The sequence below is a fragment of the Peribacillus sedimenti genome (assembly GCF_046237635.1).
GTDB lineage: Bacteria > Bacillota > Bacilli > Bacillales > DSM-1321 > Peribacillus > Peribacillus sedimenti.
The window spans coordinates 2,444,141-2,461,246 of record NZ_CP143547.1 but is presented as its reverse complement, the minus strand read 5'-3'; the positions used below and the strand labels follow the sequence as shown (position 1 = coordinate 2,461,246).

16 protein-coding genes and 1 riboswitch are annotated in these 17,106 nt (G+C 41.6%); of the genes, 11 read left to right on the top strand and 5 right to left on the bottom strand.

Features of this window, described 5'->3' with window-relative positions:
* Positions 1 to 134 precede the first annotated feature (134 nt).
* From V1500_RS12165 to V1500_RS12155, 3 genes are all read right to left on the bottom strand, one after another.
* On the bottom strand, positions 135 to 1,445 hold the full coding sequence (locus V1500_RS12165; RefSeq protein ID WP_409305770.1) for a nucleobase:cation symporter-2 family protein: 1,311 nt from the start codon (positions 1,443 to 1,445) through the stop codon (positions 135 to 137).
* The gene (locus V1500_RS12160) at positions 1,442 to 2,038 is read right to left on the bottom strand and encodes a xanthine phosphoribosyltransferase (RefSeq protein ID WP_409305769.1); all 597 of its coding nucleotides are present in this window, start codon (positions 2,036 to 2,038) and stop codon (positions 1,442 to 1,444) included. The genes V1500_RS12165 and V1500_RS12160 overlap by 4 nt, the downstream gene beginning before the upstream one ends.
* A 144-nt stretch (positions 2,039 to 2,182) precedes the next feature.
* Positions 2,183 to 2,284, bottom strand: a riboswitch (purine riboswitch).
* Positions 2,285 to 2,707: 423 nt separating this feature from the next.
* The gene (locus V1500_RS12155) at positions 2,708 to 3,193 is read right to left on the bottom strand and encodes a PCYCGC motif-containing (lipo)protein (RefSeq protein ID WP_409305768.1); all 486 of its coding nucleotides are present in this window, start codon (positions 3,191 to 3,193) and stop codon (positions 2,708 to 2,710) included.
* Between the two features lie 207 nt (positions 3,194 to 3,400).
* Here V1500_RS12155 and V1500_RS12150 point away from each other — a divergent pair, with 207 nt between their 5' ends.
* The 3 genes from V1500_RS12150 (at position 3,401) to V1500_RS12140 (ending at position 7,137) form a co-directional block, all read left to right on the top strand.
* Positions 3,401 to 3,769 carry an ArsR/SmtB family transcription factor gene (locus V1500_RS12150; protein WP_409305767.1) on the top strand — a complete coding sequence of 123 codons (369 nt, stop codon included), beginning with the start codon at positions 3,401 to 3,403 and terminating at the stop codon, positions 3,767 to 3,769.
* Positions 3,762 to 5,900 carry a heavy metal translocating P-type ATPase gene (locus V1500_RS12145; protein ID WP_409305766.1) on the top strand — a complete coding sequence of 713 codons (2,139 nt, stop codon included), beginning with the start codon at positions 3,762 to 3,764 and terminating at the stop codon, positions 5,898 to 5,900. The genes V1500_RS12150 and V1500_RS12145 overlap by 8 nt, the downstream gene beginning before the upstream one ends.
* Before the next feature lie 580 nt (positions 5,901 to 6,480).
* Positions 6,481 to 7,137, top strand: a complete 657-nt coding sequence (locus V1500_RS12140; protein WP_409305765.1) for a hypothetical protein — start codon at positions 6,481 to 6,483, stop codon at positions 7,135 to 7,137.
* Positions 7,138 to 7,382: 245 nt separating this feature from the next.
* Here the strand turns inward: V1500_RS12140 and V1500_RS12135 are convergent, their stop codons facing one another.
* Complete coding sequence (locus V1500_RS12135) at positions 7,383 to 7,523, bottom strand: hypothetical protein (protein WP_409305764.1); 141 nt, start codon at positions 7,521 to 7,523, stop codon at positions 7,383 to 7,385.
* A 76-nt stretch (positions 7,524 to 7,599) separates the two neighbouring features.
* Between V1500_RS12135 and V1500_RS12130 the strand changes: the two genes are divergently transcribed.
* Positions 7,600 to 8,241, top strand: coding sequence for a DUF4272 domain-containing protein (locus V1500_RS12130; RefSeq protein WP_409305763.1), 642 nt, complete (start codon positions 7,600 to 7,602; stop codon positions 8,239 to 8,241).
* 548 nt (positions 8,242 to 8,789) lie between these two features.
* On the opposite strand, the gene V1500_RS12125 is transcribed toward V1500_RS12130, so the two are convergent.
* Entirely contained in the window at positions 8,790 to 9,974 is a 1,185-nt protein-coding gene (locus V1500_RS12125) for a DUF4317 domain-containing protein (RefSeq protein WP_409305762.1), read from the bottom strand.
* 690 nt (positions 9,975 to 10,664) lie between these two features.
* On the opposite strand from V1500_RS12125, the gene V1500_RS12120 reads away from it, so the two are divergent.
* From V1500_RS12120 to V1500_RS12090, 7 genes are all read left to right on the top strand, one after another.
* The gene (locus V1500_RS12120) at positions 10,665 to 10,793 is read left to right on the top strand and encodes a hypothetical protein (protein ID WP_409305761.1); all 129 of its coding nucleotides are present in this window, start codon (positions 10,665 to 10,667) and stop codon (positions 10,791 to 10,793) included.
* Between the two features lie 286 nt (positions 10,794 to 11,079).
* A complete protein-coding gene (locus V1500_RS12115) occupies positions 11,080 to 11,865 on the top strand; it encodes an alpha/beta fold hydrolase (protein ID WP_409305760.1) in 786 nt (261 codons plus the stop codon).
* Between the two features lie 228 nt (positions 11,866 to 12,093).
* Complete coding sequence (locus V1500_RS12110) at positions 12,094 to 13,290, top strand: chromate transporter (protein WP_409305759.1); 1,197 nt, start codon at positions 12,094 to 12,096, stop codon at positions 13,288 to 13,290.
* 16 nt (positions 13,291 to 13,306) lie between these two features.
* Positions 13,307 to 13,741 (top strand): Chromate resistance protein ChrB, encoded by a 435-nt coding sequence (locus V1500_RS12105; RefSeq protein WP_409305758.1) that lies wholly within the window; start codon positions 13,307 to 13,309, stop codon positions 13,739 to 13,741.
* The gene (locus V1500_RS12100) at positions 13,738 to 14,160 is read left to right on the top strand and encodes a chromate resistance protein ChrB domain-containing protein (protein WP_409305757.1); all 423 of its coding nucleotides are present in this window, start codon (positions 13,738 to 13,740) and stop codon (positions 14,158 to 14,160) included. The genes V1500_RS12105 and V1500_RS12100 overlap by 4 nt, the downstream gene beginning before the upstream one ends.
* A 696-nt stretch (positions 14,161 to 14,856) precedes the next feature.
* A complete protein-coding gene (locus tag V1500_RS12095; RefSeq protein WP_409305756.1) occupies positions 14,857 to 15,129 on the top strand; it encodes a hypothetical protein in 273 nt (90 codons plus the stop codon).
* 162 nt (positions 15,130 to 15,291) lie between these two features.
* Positions 15,292 to 16,587: an IS110 family transposase gene (locus V1500_RS12090; protein WP_409303922.1), complete on the top strand. Its 1,296-nt coding sequence runs from the start codon at positions 15,292 to 15,294 to the stop codon at positions 16,585 to 16,587.
* Positions 16,588 to 17,106 lie beyond the last annotated feature (519 nt).

Genomic DNA, 17,106 nt, shown 5'->3' with positions numbered 1-17,106 from the left:
TGAAATATCACAGACAAAGTAAACATTATTTACCTTACACCAGCTTAATCAGCACAAATAATGATTGGTCAGTACTAAAAAAGCTTGTGGAGATATTCTCCACAAGCTGAAAACAGTGATATTGATTTATTTTATCATGCCTGATGTTCTCTTACCGGAGCTGAAATGGAAGCCTTTTTGCCATACGGAATCACATTGAAAATGATATTTAAGAAAATTGCTGTAAGGCTGCCAGCGACGATTCCGCTGTCTGTTAATATTTGAATGTTTTGAGGAAGTTTATTGAACAGATCTGGAACAGTCGTGACTCCTAGCCCCATTCCAACAGAACAAGCAATGATAAATAAATTGTCTTGAGAAGCAAAGTTCACCTCGCTCAGCATTTTGATCCCATATGCAATGACCATTCCAAACATCGCCACCATAGCACCACCAAGCACTGCTGAAGGGATAACTGTTGTAATTGCTCCAATTTTAGGAACAAATCCAAGAACAACTAAAAATGCGCCTGTCACATAAATAACCTGCTTCCCTTTGACACCGGACAGCTGGACGAGTCCTACGTTTTGGGAATAAGTTGTGTACGGAAAGGAATTGAACAGTCCGCCGAATATTATCGCCAACCCTTCAGCACGATAACCCTTAATAAGGTCTTTCTCAGAAATCTTCCTATTGCAAATGTCACCCAAAGCAAAGTAAACACCAGTTGATTCCACAAGGCTAACCATTGCCACAAGGATCATGGTCAGGATAGGTGTGAGCTCAAAGGAAGGCAAACCAAAGTAAAAAGGAGAAGGTAGGTGGAGCCAGGAAGCCTCTCCCACAGCCGAAAAATTCACTTTACCCATAAAGAACGCAGCAGCAGTTCCAGCCAATATGCCGATCAGAATAGATACTGAACGAATAAATCCAGTAAAAAACCTATACAGGGCCACAATAAAAAGGAGTGTTCCCAATGAAAGGGAGATGTTTGAAATTGACCCGAAATCCGGGCTGCCCTGGCCTCCTGCCATATTATTCATAGCGACAGGTATTAATGTAATCCCTATTATGGTAACAACTGAACCTGTTACGACAGGAGGAAAATATTTGACAAGTTTGCCAAAATACTTAGCAATGAGTACGACGAACAACCCTGAAACAAGAATCGAACCATAGATTGCAGATATCCCATATTGACCCCCAATTGCAATCATGGGACCAACTGCTGTAAATGTACAGCCAAGTACGACAGGAAGCCCTATTCCAAAAAATTTATTGCTCCAAACTTGAAGAACGGTAGCAATTCCGCACATCAAAATATCGATTGAAACAAGATATGTTAATTGTGCCGGTGATAAACCAAGGGCTGCACCCACAATTAATGGGACAATCACAGCTCCGGCGTACATGGCTAATACATGCTGAATTCCTAAGGATGCTGTTTTGAGTGCATTAGGTTTCATATGTTATATACCTCCAAATTATCCTCTATGAATTGAACTGTGCCATTTTTTAAAGATTGGATTTTTGCCAGGGATTCCACACGATAACCTTGTGAACGAAGGAGTTTCCCTCCTGTTTGGAATGCCTTTTCAATCACTATTCCAAACCCGGCGATAGAAGCGCCTGTTTTATTTACAATCTCTGCCAACCCTTGTGCAGCCTGTCCATTTGCCAGGAAGTCGTCAATAATTAAGATACGATCCTCCGGCTGCACATATTGCTTTGATACCGATATTTCTTTTGTTTCATTCTTGGTAAATGAATATACCGAAGCAGTAAGCAAGTCATCCACCAAAGTAAGGGATTTGCGTTTTCTTGCAAAAATTACCGGAACATTAAGATACAAACCTGCCATTACTCCCGGTGCGATTCCAGATGATTCAATGGTCAGTATTTTGGAAATGTTTTCTTCACTATATCGTGCTGCAAATTCTTTACCAATTTCCTGCATGAGAAAGGGATCTACCTGATGATTAATAACCGAATCCACTTTCAATACATCTTTAGAAAGTACTATACCTTTCTCCAAGATCATTTGTTTGAGCAATTCCATTGCTGCCTGCACCCCTTTCTGATATACAAAAAAGCCTGAATATCATTGCATTCACTCAGGGAATATGAGTGAAACAATGACCTTCAGGCTTGTCAGCAGAAGAGAGGAAAGGGAGGGAAATCATAAATCCCCTGACCCCATCCACTATTCACATTGTTCACTCATAGTCGAAACGTTTACGGCATTCCGGTAGAAACTTGCGGGCCATATTCCCGCCATTATATGAGTGTTTGGATATTAAGCTATTATTCTCGTATTATATATGTATTTTTTTAAAATTGTAAATCTTTTTCTTAATAAACTGTTTTAGTTTATTAAGAAAGTTCGTTTTTTAATCCCAATAGAAAAATACTAAAGGAGAACATATTGAAACTAGACCATTATGATGTAACCTTCTAGGATTTCTATCTGAATGCGTATATTTTAGGAACTGAAGTGGCTGACGTTTAGCCTGGTTGTTCTTACTGTACTTATATACATTCCAAGCGATATTCTTTCCCGTACATAGATTAGGTCCAAATATTATTTTACATAAGCGTACGGGAAGCTCAACTTTCAGCAGTAATCTTTGCATATCTTAATTTTCAAGATTCATATTATGATTTCCTGTCCAAAGAAAATCCGCGGACTACTTAAGTCCAGCGGATTTTTTGAAGCAACTCTTCTTAATCAGCCTTTTGGCATTGGGGTAGGGGTGGGAGGCGTTCCTCCATCCTTGTATTTTTCATCAATCATGTTTCGTATGTCCCTCAATGGCGTTCCCTTTTCAAACTCTGATTTAGCCTCACGGGCTATGTTTACGCAGACTGGTCAGCCAAAGCCCATGGCATCCAAAGTGACTTGCTTATTCTCCACTTTGTCAACAAAGCAATTTGTATTGCTGGTATGTCCGTCTTCTTCATAGCACCCGCAATAGCATGGCATATAATTCAGGACTTCAGGGTGAGCCACTGCAAACTGATAGGCTTCTAGAATCGCAGGATCTTTCGTAAGATTTGTGATAGATGACCAGTCATCGCTGCCGATGATGTATGATAACTCAGGTGCATCCTCAGAATGATGCGTTTCAGAAGAGTTCTGTTTCTCTTCTTGATCGCCAGAGCACCCCGTAATCAGAAATGCTGAGGCAATAAGGGGGATCATTAATTTCTTCATCTTGTCCTCCATCTGTTTTTTAGGAGAAACCCTCCTAGTTTTTGATTATACTGATATGTTGGAGAAATTGTCTATTTAAGTTAGTCAAATATATGAATATTTCAGAACCCATCATTCAAATAAACATTTGATCTTTTCCATTGACAATCAAAGAGTTGTTTGAATATTATAAAATCAAATCAGCGTTTGAATATGGGGTGGAGAAGCATGGAGGAACAAGATATATGTGAAGTCACATGCGAGGATAACGAAAAGGTGACCCGTGTACAGGGAAAGACTGCCGACCAGAATTTCGGGGATGTTTCCACGATTTTCAAGGCGTTATCAGATGAAACAAGGCTAAAAGTCATATATGCCCTATCGGTAGAAGAGGAGCTGTGTGTATGCGATGTAGCCAACATCATTGGAGCTACAGTTGCGACTACATCTCACCACTTAAGGTATTTGAAAAAAATAGGGCTTGCCAATTTTCGCAAGGAAGGTAAACTAGTGTATTACTCGATTGAAAATCAACAGGTGAAACAGATGGTTCAGTTAGCGTTTGACCACCATAAAGAGGTGATGAACCTTGATTAGAGCAAAAGAGCTGGAGCAGCCAAAACAGGTGTACCGCGTGCAAGGATTTTCTTGAATTAGCTGTGCCGGAAAGTTCGAAAAGAACGTAAAACACCTGGATGGTGTTTCAGATGCAGAAGTGAACTTTGGTGCTTCCAAGATTACGGTTTACGGGAACACAACCATTGAAGAACTAGAAAAAGCAGGGGCTTTTGAAAACTTGAAGCTGGCCCCTGAGAAGGGTGCAGTAGCACCAATTGCGAAAGAGCCGTTTTGGAAGAAACATTCGACGGTTATTGTCTCCATGCTATTCGTGGTCATGGGATATATCTCCCATTTCTTCAATGGAGAGGAAAGCGTAACGACCATCGCAGGTTTTTTGGCCGCGATTCTTATCGGTGGGGGCTCGCTTTTCAAGGTAGGGATTACAAACCTGTTCCGTCTTGATTTCGACATGAAGACGCTAATGACCATTGCCATCATTGGGGCGGCCTTCATCGGCGAGTGGAGTGAAGGGGCCGTTGTGGTAATTTTGTTTGCAATCAGCGAAGCATTGGAAAAATACTCGATGGATAAGGCCAGAGCCTCCATCAGGTCCCTTATGGCTATTGCTCCTAAGGAGGCAAAGGTCCGAAGGAATGGAAAAGAAATCGTCATTCATGTGGATGATATTCGGGTAGGCGACCTGATGATCGTGAAGCCAGGCGAGAAAATTGCAATGGATGGCGTGGTTTCATATGGGTTTTCTTCTGTAAACCAGGCCGCCATTACGGGAGAGTCAGTGCCGGTCGCAAAACAAACTGGAGATGATGTGTATGCCGGGACCTTGAATGAGGAAGGGCTTCTCGAAATCGAGGTAACCAAATTGGCAGATGACACAACGATTGCAAAAATCATCCACCTTGTTGAGGAAGCACAGGCTGAACGGGCACCGTCACAGGCCTTTGTTGACCGTTTCGCGAAGTATTACACGCCTGTCATCATGGTCATTGCGGCTATTGTAGCAATCCTTCCTCCTGTTCTCTTTAACGGTAACTGGAATGAATGGGTCTACCAAGGATTAGCAGTTCTGGTAGTGGGTTGTCCGTGTGCGTTGGTCGTATCTACGCCGGTTTCCATTGTGACGGCCATAGGGAATGCTGCGAAAAATGGGGTATTGATTAAGGGTGGCATCCATCTGGAAGAGGTAGGAGCCTTAAAGGCCATTGCCTTTGATAAGACAGGGACGCTGACCAAGGGCATACCGGCGGTGACTGACTTTATGCCATTGGATGGGACTGCAGACAGTGAACTGTTTTCGATCATCACAGCCCTCGAGTACCGTTCTCAGCATCCACTTGCTTCTGCTATCTTGAAGAAGGCGGAACAGGACGGCATTTCCTACCAGGGTGTTCTCGTTGACAATTTCCAATCCATCACTGGCAAGGGAATCAAGGGAAGCATTAAAGGCACCGCCTATTATGTGGGAAGTCCTAAGTTGTTTGATGGCTTCAACGCATCAATCCAGGGAGACATCAAACAGAAAGTGGTTGCCCTTCAGAACCAGGGAAAGACGGTAATAGTGGCTGGAACGGAAGACAAGGTGTTAGGAATTCTTGCCGTTGCGGATGAGGTCCGTGAAAGCAGCCGCGATGTTATCCGGAAGCTGCATGAGTTGGGCATCAAAAAGACGATCATGCTGACCGGTGACAACAAAGCCACAGCAAAGGCCATCGGGGAACATGTCAGCGTGAATGACATCCAGGCTGAGCTCCTTCCACAGGATAAGCTGAACGTGATCAAGTCGCTCCGGAAGGAATACGGCAAAGCGGCAATGGTTGGTGATGGAGTGAATGATGCCCCTGCCCTGGCTTCCGCGACGGTCGGTATAGCAATGGGTGGAGCTGGTACGGACACGGCTCTTGAAACCGCAGATATCGCCCTTATGGGGGATGACTTACGAAAACTTCCATTTACTGTGAAGTTAAGCAGGAAGGCTTTACACATCATCAAGCAAAACATCACGTTTTCATTGATTATCAAACTGTTGGCCTTGATCCTGGTGATTCCTGGATGGCTGACACTATGGATTGCCATCTTTGCCGATATGGGAGCGACAATCCTTGTCACATTGAACAGTTTAAGATTGCTTAGGGTAAAAGATACAGATTAATGAATAAGGCAATTCCTGTTTGGGAATTCCACTGATGCTTTTTCTTACTACTAATTTAACTTCCATAGGAAAGTGGTCCGATATACCAAAAAACTAACATATTGAGAATAGCCGCAAGTAAAAAGCTTGGAGCTGAACCCTACTGTAGAATTACCCAGCCCGACAGATAGACGGTTCCGGCCTTTTAATACCCTTACTTCATCCGGGGGAACGTGATGAGTCGACAAGGGCTGATACACGGAGATAAAAAAGTGACCTTCCAAACGAAAGCCCCTTTTCGTACAAACACAGCTAAAATTTTAGTGAATTTTAATATTAAGCAAATGTATATACAAGATGTTCGTCTTTAGAGTGAAGAAGATGATTGGCAATATATTTGGCGTCTTTACCTACTCCTTGAAATAAAGCTGAGTGGCTCATATTTTGCCATTGGACCAGGATTTTTCCCAACAGGGATGTCACCGAGGGAATGAGGAAGGGAAATTATTTGAATAACACCAATTGATATACAAAATTATTACAAGAGGATACAAAGTCTAAAACTACCTTTTGTATGGGCATTTGGAAAGGGAGAATTTAAATGGCCAAGAAGTTGTGGATTGGAGTCATGATTTTACTGGTTATCGGGATTGTTTACGAAATAAGCAAACTAGAGCCAAGCCAAGATGATGCGAAGGAGAATGAGAAAAAGAAAGATTCGGACATTACCTTTCCACAAGTCAAACCTGTTATAGATGAAAAATATAGTTCGGATGCGGTGTTGGCGGTGATCAAGGATGTAACAGCTCCGTTGAAAAAAGATATTTTTGCGACATATCAAGGAAAAGAAATGCGTGTGCCTCTTGGAACGGTTATCGAATCGAAGGAAGAGCTCATTATTCTATTAGCCCATCAAATTTTTTATACAATGGGGTCTAATGCAGGCCTTGGGCCAGACCGTTTAGAAGTGTTAAACACGATGACGGACCTTATGAATGATGAAAACCGTCCTTTTCATGACAAAATCATAAAGACACTGGGGATGGAAGATGTGCTGTATTGGCATCGTGTAGAGGAACAGGTTGTAATGGACCTCGTTGCTGATAAATATGCAGAATCCTTGATTGGGAAACCGGAAGAATTAGGCGGGAATCAGTATAAAAGAGCTTATAACCAATTGATGTATGAGATGATTATCAAAAATCATGAGTCCATACAAGTGAATGAGACCATAGCTGAACGAGTCATCCCCAAGTAACCACACATGGCTACAGCACCAAGCATGGAACGACGATTTTATTTAAATTTTAGATAAAAACAAAATAGGTGCGTTTTCTAACGGTTGGTGAGTGGTTTTTCACTTCTAATTGTATTAAAGGGACAGGTTAGTCAGCAGGAGTTTTATTATAGCTCACATCTATAAAGGTTAATGTTAAAATACTGGTATATATGGTGAAGCTTGCATGAGGTGAACGAATGTAAAATTTAATAAGAAGGAGATATTTAAAATATTTTAGAGGCTATAGGTAACTTTTTCACCGCAATTGCAACTGCTCTACTAGGAAAACCAAAATGAATAAGTAAAGCTATTTTCATAGAGGAGCCCAGAGTTCCTTTTTTTTCATCAATTTGTCCGATTTTCAACGGGGGTCATTCTTACTTAGCAATAGGGGAAGGCCAGTGAAATAATTTTTAAAATACAAGTTTTGGAGATAAACCAATGTTCACATTCTTTAGAAATGCTATTAAGAGAAGAAAGAAATCTCAGAAATATCTTCAAAGAGCGGGAATTCCAGTCAATTCAAACTTGCCTGTGCCGAGAGAGGAAATTCAAATTAGAACTGTGGAAGAGATAGCAAATAGGGCAATGTGTATTTGTACAGTTGCCGCAAAAGGAGAGGGCACGGAGTCGGAAGTAGTGAAAAAAATCATTCAGAGATATGATTTAATCAATCATTTTACAAAAAATGAAAAGGAGTTTCTGCATAATGCTGATGTAAGTGAGGAGGAGAGATTTCACTTTAGTTGGAAGTATGAAGGGTATTGGGTGTTGCTGTGGATGCTGGGTTATGTGGAGGAGTTGTCCTATCCGGATGCAACATGTGATGTCCCCTTTGCTGTAACTCAATTATCAGAACGAACGAGTGAGACGTTCATCACTGAAGCGATAATTAGGTCAAAAGAAGAATTAGCTGAACAAGCTGATTTAATTTACAATATGCACTGGGCAGTCCGCCAGGCACAAATTGATGGTAAAGCCATACCTGGCGACCTTAACATTGGAGTAGTACAGGAGAGACATTATGCACTTAATTGGCTTATGGGTACAGAGAACTGGGATGAGGTAGAAACACATACTTAGTATTTTGAATAGGTATAAATGGTGCAGGGCTTGCTTATGGGCATCATTTTCAAGAAGATATCACGTTATTAGTAGAGGTGGATTTCATAGGATTGAATACTGATATTACTGATGGTATTTCCCATAATTTCTTAGAGTACATGAATACTTTTACCATGTATCTATTCAATTCTGATTTAGTGTTTCAGCAGCCTCGCGAGATGGAGATCTGAGCCACAGCCTTTCCTGCTGCACTAAGGGGCGCGTCGCAACTGTAGTCCGCTTCGAAGTTCTTACCAGTCGTTTCGAATACCTCGAACGCAAGAAAGAACGAGTCCAAGTCGGACAGGTATTGGTGATTGCTCGAAAATCCGCCGATTCACTCTCGCACATCAAGATGAATGGAGTGGAAGATTCGATTCATCAAACTGGTAGACATATGGAATTTCCGAACGTTTTCTCAATCTTGAAAACGTCTTACATCTAAAGTGCCTTCCAAAAGAGCAAAGAGAAGGGAGCATAAATCCCCATTGATAGTGAAACAGCCTGGGACTTACACTCCCTATAAATCAGTGTTCAGGTTCGCCGGCCAAAGCTTCCGGAATCATCGTGAAGCCCTCGATTACGGCATCTTCTTCAACTTCGATCATGAGGTAGCGTCTTCCGCCAAACATAATTTGCTTTACATACCTTAAGTCTTGTGGACTTATCGAAATGTTTGCCGCTTTCGTGTTAATCTTAATCGATTTGGACGTATATTTCGGAAGGATGCTGCTGGCTTTAATCTCATATTTATCATCGTCGATGATTTTTTGGTAAGCAGATTCAACCTTTTCCGAATCAATGTCCTCAAGCCCGCTCAATTTTAGCACCCTTTCCACATCTTTTGCATCTAATCTCGGCGGCTCTCCCTCTTCTTCATTTTCTTCGATCATACGGTGTATCTCTTCATACACATTGGAGAGGGCAGAGGTGCTTAACTGATCCCCTGTTATGTCTTTCACGATTTCTTCAAAAATGATTTTGTCATCTTGTGCCGTCATTGTTTCTTCGCCGTTTAAGACTTCTTCAATGAACGCATGGTCAGGCTCGTGAACCTTGCCCGCCGAATAGAGAACGTGATTGACGTCTGCTGCGTTTTCGGTGAAGCTGGGAAACAAAAAGCCTGAAATCGGAGCCTTTAGGTTGATAATGGGGTCCACGACAAAGTGATATTTAAATTCTTTTTCTACATAGTCGAAAAGCAGCTCTTTCTTCGGCTCCTGTGTGTTATTGATGCTGCACAGGATAAACGGGTGGGAATAAACGGTATCCCGTTCGCTTGTCTCGTCCTCTTCATTTCGTCGCTTCACAGGTTTTAAATATTCTCCGCGAATGAAAGTGACGACGATATCCTTCTCGTATTGGCGGAGTTCCAGCATTTTGCCAACGATGTGGTGCATTTGCTCTTTCCAGCTGTCTACATCAGGGCTCAGCAATCCTTGATGCAAAATGAGCTGGCTGTTCTCTTCCCCGTCCCGCTTAAACTTTAACTCAAAGAGTTTTTCATCCAATTGACCGGCTAGCATCTTTTTGAAGTTATTCAAGAATAACTCCTGCTGTTCCTGGTCGAGCATTTCAAAAGGCTGGCTTTCATGATGGTAAATTTCACTGGGTTCCTTCGTAATATAAACATTAAAGATATCGGAAATGGTGAGTAAATCATTTCCTGCTTTGAATTGTTTTCGAATTTGTGCAATGTCTTTTTGGTTCATGCTTGCATTCACTCCTAAGTTGACCTGAATTGCCTATGTACTAGAATAACAAAGCTTCATAGCACTTGAACATACTTTTCTATCGATCGTCCACAGCTCTTGGAGGGAAGGAAAGCGTTTTTTTTAGAAAATGGGTATGTTTTAAACAAAAAAGCAAATGAACTTCCTTGCCCTTATGCAACTCGATTGGATCTGCTATTATCAATGGCGATTGCAGTAAGTATATATCTCGGAATAAAGATAGAAATTTCCGGATTGAATTATTTACGATGTTTATGGGAGCCGCAATGGGCACACTTATACAAATCATATAGGAGGAAATGCGACAGGAAGCGAAAGCGTCAATATATGCTAGCATATTATTGGGAATGGTTTCATTCCTTATGCTGCATTTGTTAAGCGAATGACCATTGCCACACGGACAGCTCTAAGGAGGTATGTTTCTGATAATATCTATTCTAGGAGAAAGTACAATATACTTAGTAGGTTCAAAAAGATACACAGAACACTCAGTGAAAATGAGTATTTTTTCCTGTTTTTAAGTTTTATCCTAAGTAGCAATTTTAAGTAGGGTATCTGGTTGGCTCCTTTTGTCCATAGGATTTTTCTTAGAGAGAAGATGTAACCCGCAGGTGTTTCTATCGTCTATACCAATAGAAGTTCGATGGTGTTATACGAAGGGGAGAGCAAATGAGAAAGCTATGGCTGGCTGTTTTATTAGTCATGAGTGTATTTTTAGGAGCTTGCAGCAAAAGTGCCATCCGTGTGGGGACTGTCTTTACCACTAGATTCCTCTTTCAGAGTCAACAGCATGAGTGACCGAACTGCATTGGGTACCTATTTGACTGTTTATCGTTGAATTGTGATCATTTCATCTGTATAATGTATGTAATCGAATATCTCCTAAAGGGGAGTAGCTTTTACAATAAAATCGTCATTTCGGAGCTCGGTCTCTCGGTTTTATTGGCAATTATATTGTTAGCCAGACCTTTATCAAATATTTCAGTTGGTAAGGGTCTTTTTTATTTAGGCATTTACCTGTATGGGTAAGTGCCTTTTTTTGCATTCGATGACATTTTACAAGAATGGAAGCAGGAGGCAGCAAATGATTTATTATAAATGCTACGAAATGTGTGCTTCTCGTGAGTGGGCTGTTTTTGTACACGGAGCAGGTGGCAGTTCGTCGATTTGGTACAAGCAGATCCGGGAGTTCAAAAAACACTTCAATATACTGCTTATTGACTTACGAGGACATGGGAAATCGAAAGACACCAAGAAGCTCATGCAAAGATATTCCTTTCTCGAGGTGAGCTCTGACATCATCGAGGTATTAAACCATTTGAAGATATCATCCGCCCACTTTATTGGGATGTCATTAGGAAGCATAGTAATCCGAAATATTGCAGAAGCAGAACCAGAGAGAATTAAGACCATGGTGCTGGGAGGTGCCGTCTTAAGGTTAAACACACGTATTAAAACCTTGATGACGGTGGGCCATATCGCTAAACGGATTATTCCCTATATGTGGCTATATCAATTGTTCGCTTGGTGCTTGATGCCCAAGAAAAGTCATGAAAAATCCAGATTACTCTTTGTGAACCAAGCAAAGAAATTATGTCAAAAGGAATTTATTAAGTGGTTCAAGTTAACGAGAGACGTTGTTCCATTGCTGGCCTATTTCGAACAAAGACCAGTCAACATTCCCACTTTATATGTAATGGGAAAAGAAGATTATATGTTCCTTTTGCCTGTCGAGCGAGCAGTGGAAAAATGCACACATTCTACTTTAACAGTGATTGAGGACAGTGGACATGTATGCAATGTCGACCAGCCTGAAAAATTCAACGAAATTACTATACAATTTCTAAGGAAGCAGTCAGGAGCCGCTTAGAAATAAAACAAGACACCGCTTGAGATAGGCGGTGTCTTGTTGCGTATATCTTTTAGGAAAAATGCCGTATGGATTTATATAGGGCTTTTTGGAGAGCATCCATAAGCGTTACTCAGCTCTTGGACACAGTTGCTAATTTATGTAACCAGTATTACAAATTTATCTTCTCAACATTACTGATTTAACATATAATGGAAATTAACCAGTATTACAAAAGGGGAGATGGCAATGAATGGTTCGGTGGAAAGTAAGTTCGATGTCCGCCCTCAAGCAGCCACCTACACACTCTTTCAGCTGATATTGTACTTTCTGAAACTTGGTACGATCGGTTTTGGTGGACCGGTTGCGTTGACCGGGTACATGTACAGAGATTTAGTTGAGAAAAGAAATTGGATTTCAGAAGCTGATTATAAAGACGGCCTTGCATTATCCCAGCTCGCTCCCGGTCCGTTGGCAGCCCAATTGGCCATTTATCTTGGTTATGTCCATTATCGAATTCTTGGGGCAACATTGGTAGCCATTACGTTTGTCATCCCTTCATTTATCATGGTGGTTGCCTTAGGCTGGGCCTATGTAACATTCGGTGGGTTGACCTGGATGCAGGCTGTCTTCTATGCAGTAGGGTCAAGTGTCATTGGGATCATTGCTTTTAATGCCTATAAGCTGACAACGAAAACGGTCGGCAAGGACTGGTTGCTTTGGATGATTTACTTCATTGCTGCTACAGTGACGGTTATCACTGAAACGGAAAGCATACTCTTGTTTTTAGGAGCCGGAATGGTGTACTGGCTCGTAAAGGCTCCACCAAACTGGAAACGGAAAAAATCATCATTGAAGAGCTATGAACCAATTTCGATAATGATGCTGCTCGGGTCTGCTATGCAGTCAAATACAGGCGTCTTATGGAACATTGCCAGTTTCTTCTCAAAGGCAGGGGCATTTGTTTTTGGAAGCGGCCTTGCCATCGTTCCCTTTCTATACGGTGGTGTCGTAAAGGAATACGGTTGGCTGAATGCCCAGCAATTCCTTGATGCGGTAGCGGTCGCCATGATCACACCAGGACCTGTCGTCATTACCACCGGGTTTATTGGGTATTTGGTTGCCGGCTTTTCTGGAGCGACCGTTGCCGCCTTAGCAACCTTTCTACCGTGCTATTTGTTGACTATCCTGCCCGCCCCTTTGTTTAAAAAGTACGGAAAACGTCCTGGTATCAACGCCTTTGTCAATGGTGTGACGGCAGCCGCGACAGGGGCTATTAGCGGAGCGGTTATCGTATTGGGCAAGAGATCCATCGTCGACCTCCCTACCATCCTGTTTGCCCTTGTCACATTGGCCCTCTTATGGAAAAGCAAAAAGGTTCCGGAGCCGATTATCATTCTTGTTGCAGCCATTATCGGCTTAATTGTCTACCCGTTGGTACAGTAAAAGTAGGAGATGGTTTATGCAGACTTGGCTTCATTTAGTGTATAAAATTCCACGCAATCCAAGTAAAACGAGGGTATATGTGTGGCGGAAATTAAAACGGCTCGGCGCAGTACTTCTTCATGATTCCGTCTGGTGCCTCCCGTCGAATAAAAAAACTAAAGAGCAGTTCCAGTGGCTGGCGGTTGAAATCCAGGAACTTGGAGGAGAAGCGTCCTTATGGGAGTCGCAGCTTCTTCTAGGCATGAAAGAGGAAGATATCATTCAGGAATTTTTACATCAGGTAGAACAGGAATACGCCGAAATTCTGGAGAAGTTAAAGGGAAATCAGATGGATATCGTTTCCCTTTCCCGTAAATGCCAGCAAATCAGAGTAAGGGATTATTTTCAATCCGATGCAGGGAAACGGGTACTGGAGCAATTACAGAATGTGAGGGGCGGGATAGAAGGATGAGATGGGTAACCTGGGAAAATGTCGGGGTAGACAGGATGGCATGTGCGTGGTTAATCAAGAGGTGGATTGATTCAGAAGCGGAATTTTCATTTATTCCGGTTGCTCAGAAGCCATTACCGGAAGATGCGGAACCATTCGATATCCCGGGCGTTCGCTTTTCTCATCGCAGGGGGCACTGCAGCTTCCACACCATGTTGCGAGAATTCAATATCAAGGATCCTATTTTGGAGCAAATTGCTAAAATCGTGGATGAGGCAGATACCATACAGGATGCTTTCCTGGAGCCTGTTGCTCCGGGATTAGATTTTATTTGTGACGGCATCAGATTGATAAGTGTAGATGATATGACAGCATTAGAGAGAGGCAGCCTGGTCTTTGAGGCGTTGTATGCTCAATTACTAGCATCAGAAAATGTTTAATATAGAATAGATGATTCCTCGTGTTTTTGATGGTTCTTAATAAAATAACTGCCTTGATCATGTGGGCGCCAGCAGTTTATCTTGTTTTTTCTTTAATTAATAAATAGAACAAATAAGGTTTTAGTTAATGAATGCGAAGTATTGTACGAGCAATATTTAAAGAAAAGCAGTGCATATATGATGCACTGCTTTTCAACGTATTAAAAGTACTTTCTATAAAGTTCCTGTCTTAGGCTGCCGCATAAGTGTGCATATATGCTTGTAGTCTCACTCTTCTCATAATTAGTCGAAAAACAAGGATACACCGTTAATTCTGCATGAGTAACACCATCTCCATATACAATTTCACTCATTTTGAAGGATTCTACATTGAAACAAGCAAAAAATGAGATAGAGTCAAAGATTAGTTGGTTGAGTAAACGAAATAAGGACGGCAAATATGGGGTAAAATTGTATTTCATCTTCATAGCCTTGTTAATTACCATTGAAGAACAACTTCATCCTTTGTGATGCAGAACTGCTGCATCGATGGCTAACGGCCCACTAGTGTATTTTAAATAAGACGCCTGTTTTATGGATAGGATAGGCTCCGTAAAGATAATGGGAACTAATGGATGTTACAGTCACTGTGCATAAGGCATTTTAGTCCTGGGTAAAGGAAATCATACAGTCCAGAGCAAAAAAGGTGGGAGGGTAGTGAATAAGGAGCTATTTAAGTTATTGACAGATACACTGAGAGACATTGAACGGATTAAATCATATCTTCTACAAACGATGACAATACGTAATGATGGAATCAATTTGCAGGCAACCGAGAGAATCCTTAAAAGGTTAGAGCAGATTGCACAAGAAGCAGATAATGAATTAATTGATACACTCATAAGGATCGAGCAGAATTTTGAGTTAGAACAAGCAAAGTACAGAATTACTAAGGCAGATTCGCAAGTCAAGAATCACCCAAAGGATTGAAGTCGTCTTATAGGGCGGCTTATTTTATTGAACTGAAGGGGCAGCATTCCTGTAATGAATGAAAATGGAGTTTGAACAAAAAAATAACCTCTTGGTAGAATGAGAGGGTCCTGAAGCTCGGCCAGCGGAAAGGACAAATCTCATATACCAGGAGGCTTTACAATGAATTATAACCAAAATAAGAAGATTGCTCAAATTACTTCCCAAACCTTGATTATAGGGGTGGATATTGCAAAATTCAAGCACGTGGCACGTGCCCAGGACTTTAGGGGAATGGAATTTGGATCGCCCTGTTATTTTGAAAATACAAGACAAGGGTTCGAGCATTTCCTTAATTGGATGTTAGAAATCAAGAAAGAACAAGGCATGGATCATGTGATGGTGGGGATGGAGCCTACAGGTCATTATTGGTTCAATTTGGCTCACATATTAAAAGAAAATGAAATAAAATTGGTAGCTGTGAATCCCTTGCACGTGAAGAAAAGCAAGGAGCTTGATGATAATTCTCCCACTAAAAATGACGTGAAGGACGCTAAAGTCATTGCCCAGCTGGTCAAAGACGGGAGGTTCGCAGAACCTACAATTCCACAGGGAGTTTATGCCGAACTACGGGTGGCAAAGAAGATACGGGACCTTTTGACAGAGGATCTTCAGACAGTCCAAGGTCAGGTTCATAACTGGATTGACCGGTACTTTCCTGAATTTCTGACGGTCTTTAAGAAGTGGGAGGGCAAGGCAGCGTTACAATTCCTAAAGCTCGATGCGTTACCGCATGAGATAGTTGATTTCTCCGACGAAGAATTGCTTTCTCATCTTAGAAAAGCCGTAACCAGGAGTGTAGGTCTGAATAAGATTCAGGAATTAAAGCAGGCTGCGAAGAAGTCCATCGGACTTCGTCAAGGCTCTGAAATGGCAAAACTGGAACTGAAAACGCTTCTGGCTAAATATGAGTTAATACAGGTGAAATTCGAAGAATTGGACGCACAGATAGATAGTTTACTTGAGGAAATACCGGGTGTACCGCAAATGTTGGCGATAAAGGGTGTTGGCAGGGACACGGTCGCCGGTTTCTTTGCCGAAGTAGGTGATCTTAGCGAATACTCTCATCCCCGACAGATTATCAAGCTGGCCGGCTTGAGTTTAAAAGAAAATACTTCTGGTAAGCACAAGGGGAAAACGACGATTACAAAGAGGGGACGTAAAAAGCTCCGGGCCCTGTTGTTCCGGGTTTGTATGGTTCTCGTAGCCAAAAACTCAGCGTTTCATTCATTACATGTGTACTATACGCAACGTCCTGATAACCCTTTAAAGAAGATGCAGTCCCTTATTGCATTGTGTAATAAATTGATCCGAATTTTCTTTGGAATAGGGAAAAAGCAATTTGATTTTAGTGAAGACAAGATGTTAAAAGACATCCCTCATCAGTCAATATCCAAGAAGACAGAAATGGCCGCTTAAGACTTTTTTCGTTAGGGAAATAGTAGTTGTTGTTTTATTGATTTGGGGACATTTGAAGCACGGATTAGTCGGCAAAGCAACTAAATTAAGGGCGAAGACCCTGTGGGGCAGCATGGCCGACATCCACCTCATGGAAAGGTTGGACGAAGGAATTTGAGAGCGAAGACTCTGTGAGGCATGGGAGGGTTGACCTCCATGAGAAATGTGGACATCCGCCAGTGCAATCATATTTTGGATCATCAACCAATAAATGTAATTGGTTGGTTAGTGGGTTATAACTCTTTTTCCTTTAGAGGTCCAATTATATCCTTTTAAGTGATAAATCCCCAACTACAAAAATATTACCGACAAGTAGATAACTATGAAAACCTAAGAATACTGGAGAAATCGGAAGATTTTTGTTTCTTTATTGAGGGAGGTTAGTTAAAGAAAGAAATGTCACCCATCCTTATACGTGTTGGGAAGAGATTTAATTAATATGCAATTTGCCCGATAAATAAACAGAAGAAGATAATTATT

Bases quoted from the DNA above. Each gene is read 5' to 3' on its own strand.
- V1500_RS12105 (WP_409305758.1), top strand. From the start codon at position 13,307: ATGCAGACTTGGCTTCATTTAGTGTATAAAATTCCACGCAATCCAAGT.
- V1500_RS12150 (WP_409305767.1), top strand. From the start codon at position 3,401: ATGGAGGAACAAGATATATGTGAAGTCACATGCGAGGATAACGAAAAG.
- V1500_RS12160 (WP_409305769.1), bottom strand. From the start codon at position 2,038: ATGGAATTGCTCAAACAAATGATCTTGGAGAAAGGTATAGTACTTTCT.
- V1500_RS12115 (WP_409305760.1), top strand. From the start codon at position 11,080: ATGATTTATTATAAATGCTACGAAATGTGTGCTTCTCGTGAGTGGGCT.
- V1500_RS12130 (WP_409305763.1), top strand. From the start codon at position 7,600: ATGTTCACATTCTTTAGAAATGCTATTAAGAGAAGAAAGAAATCTCAG.
- V1500_RS12125 (WP_409305762.1), bottom strand. From the start codon at position 9,974: ATGAACCAAAAAGACATTGCACAAATTCGAAAACAATTCAAAGCAGGA.
- V1500_RS12120 (WP_409305761.1), top strand. From the start codon at position 10,665: ATGAGAAAGCTATGGCTGGCTGTTTTATTAGTCATGAGTGTATTTTTA.
- V1500_RS12090 (WP_409303922.1), top strand. From the start codon at position 15,292: ATGAATTATAACCAAAATAAGAAGATTGCTCAAATTACTTCCCAAACC.
- V1500_RS12165 (WP_409305770.1), bottom strand. From the start codon at position 1,445: ATGAAACCTAATGCACTCAAAACAGCATCCTTAGGAATTCAGCATGTA.
- V1500_RS12140 (WP_409305765.1), top strand. From the start codon at position 6,481: ATGGCCAAGAAGTTGTGGATTGGAGTCATGATTTTACTGGTTATCGGG.
- V1500_RS12100 (WP_409305757.1), top strand. From the start codon at position 13,738: ATGAGATGGGTAACCTGGGAAAATGTCGGGGTAGACAGGATGGCATGT.
- V1500_RS12110 (WP_409305759.1), top strand. From the start codon at position 12,094: ATGAATGGTTCGGTGGAAAGTAAGTTCGATGTCCGCCCTCAAGCAGCC.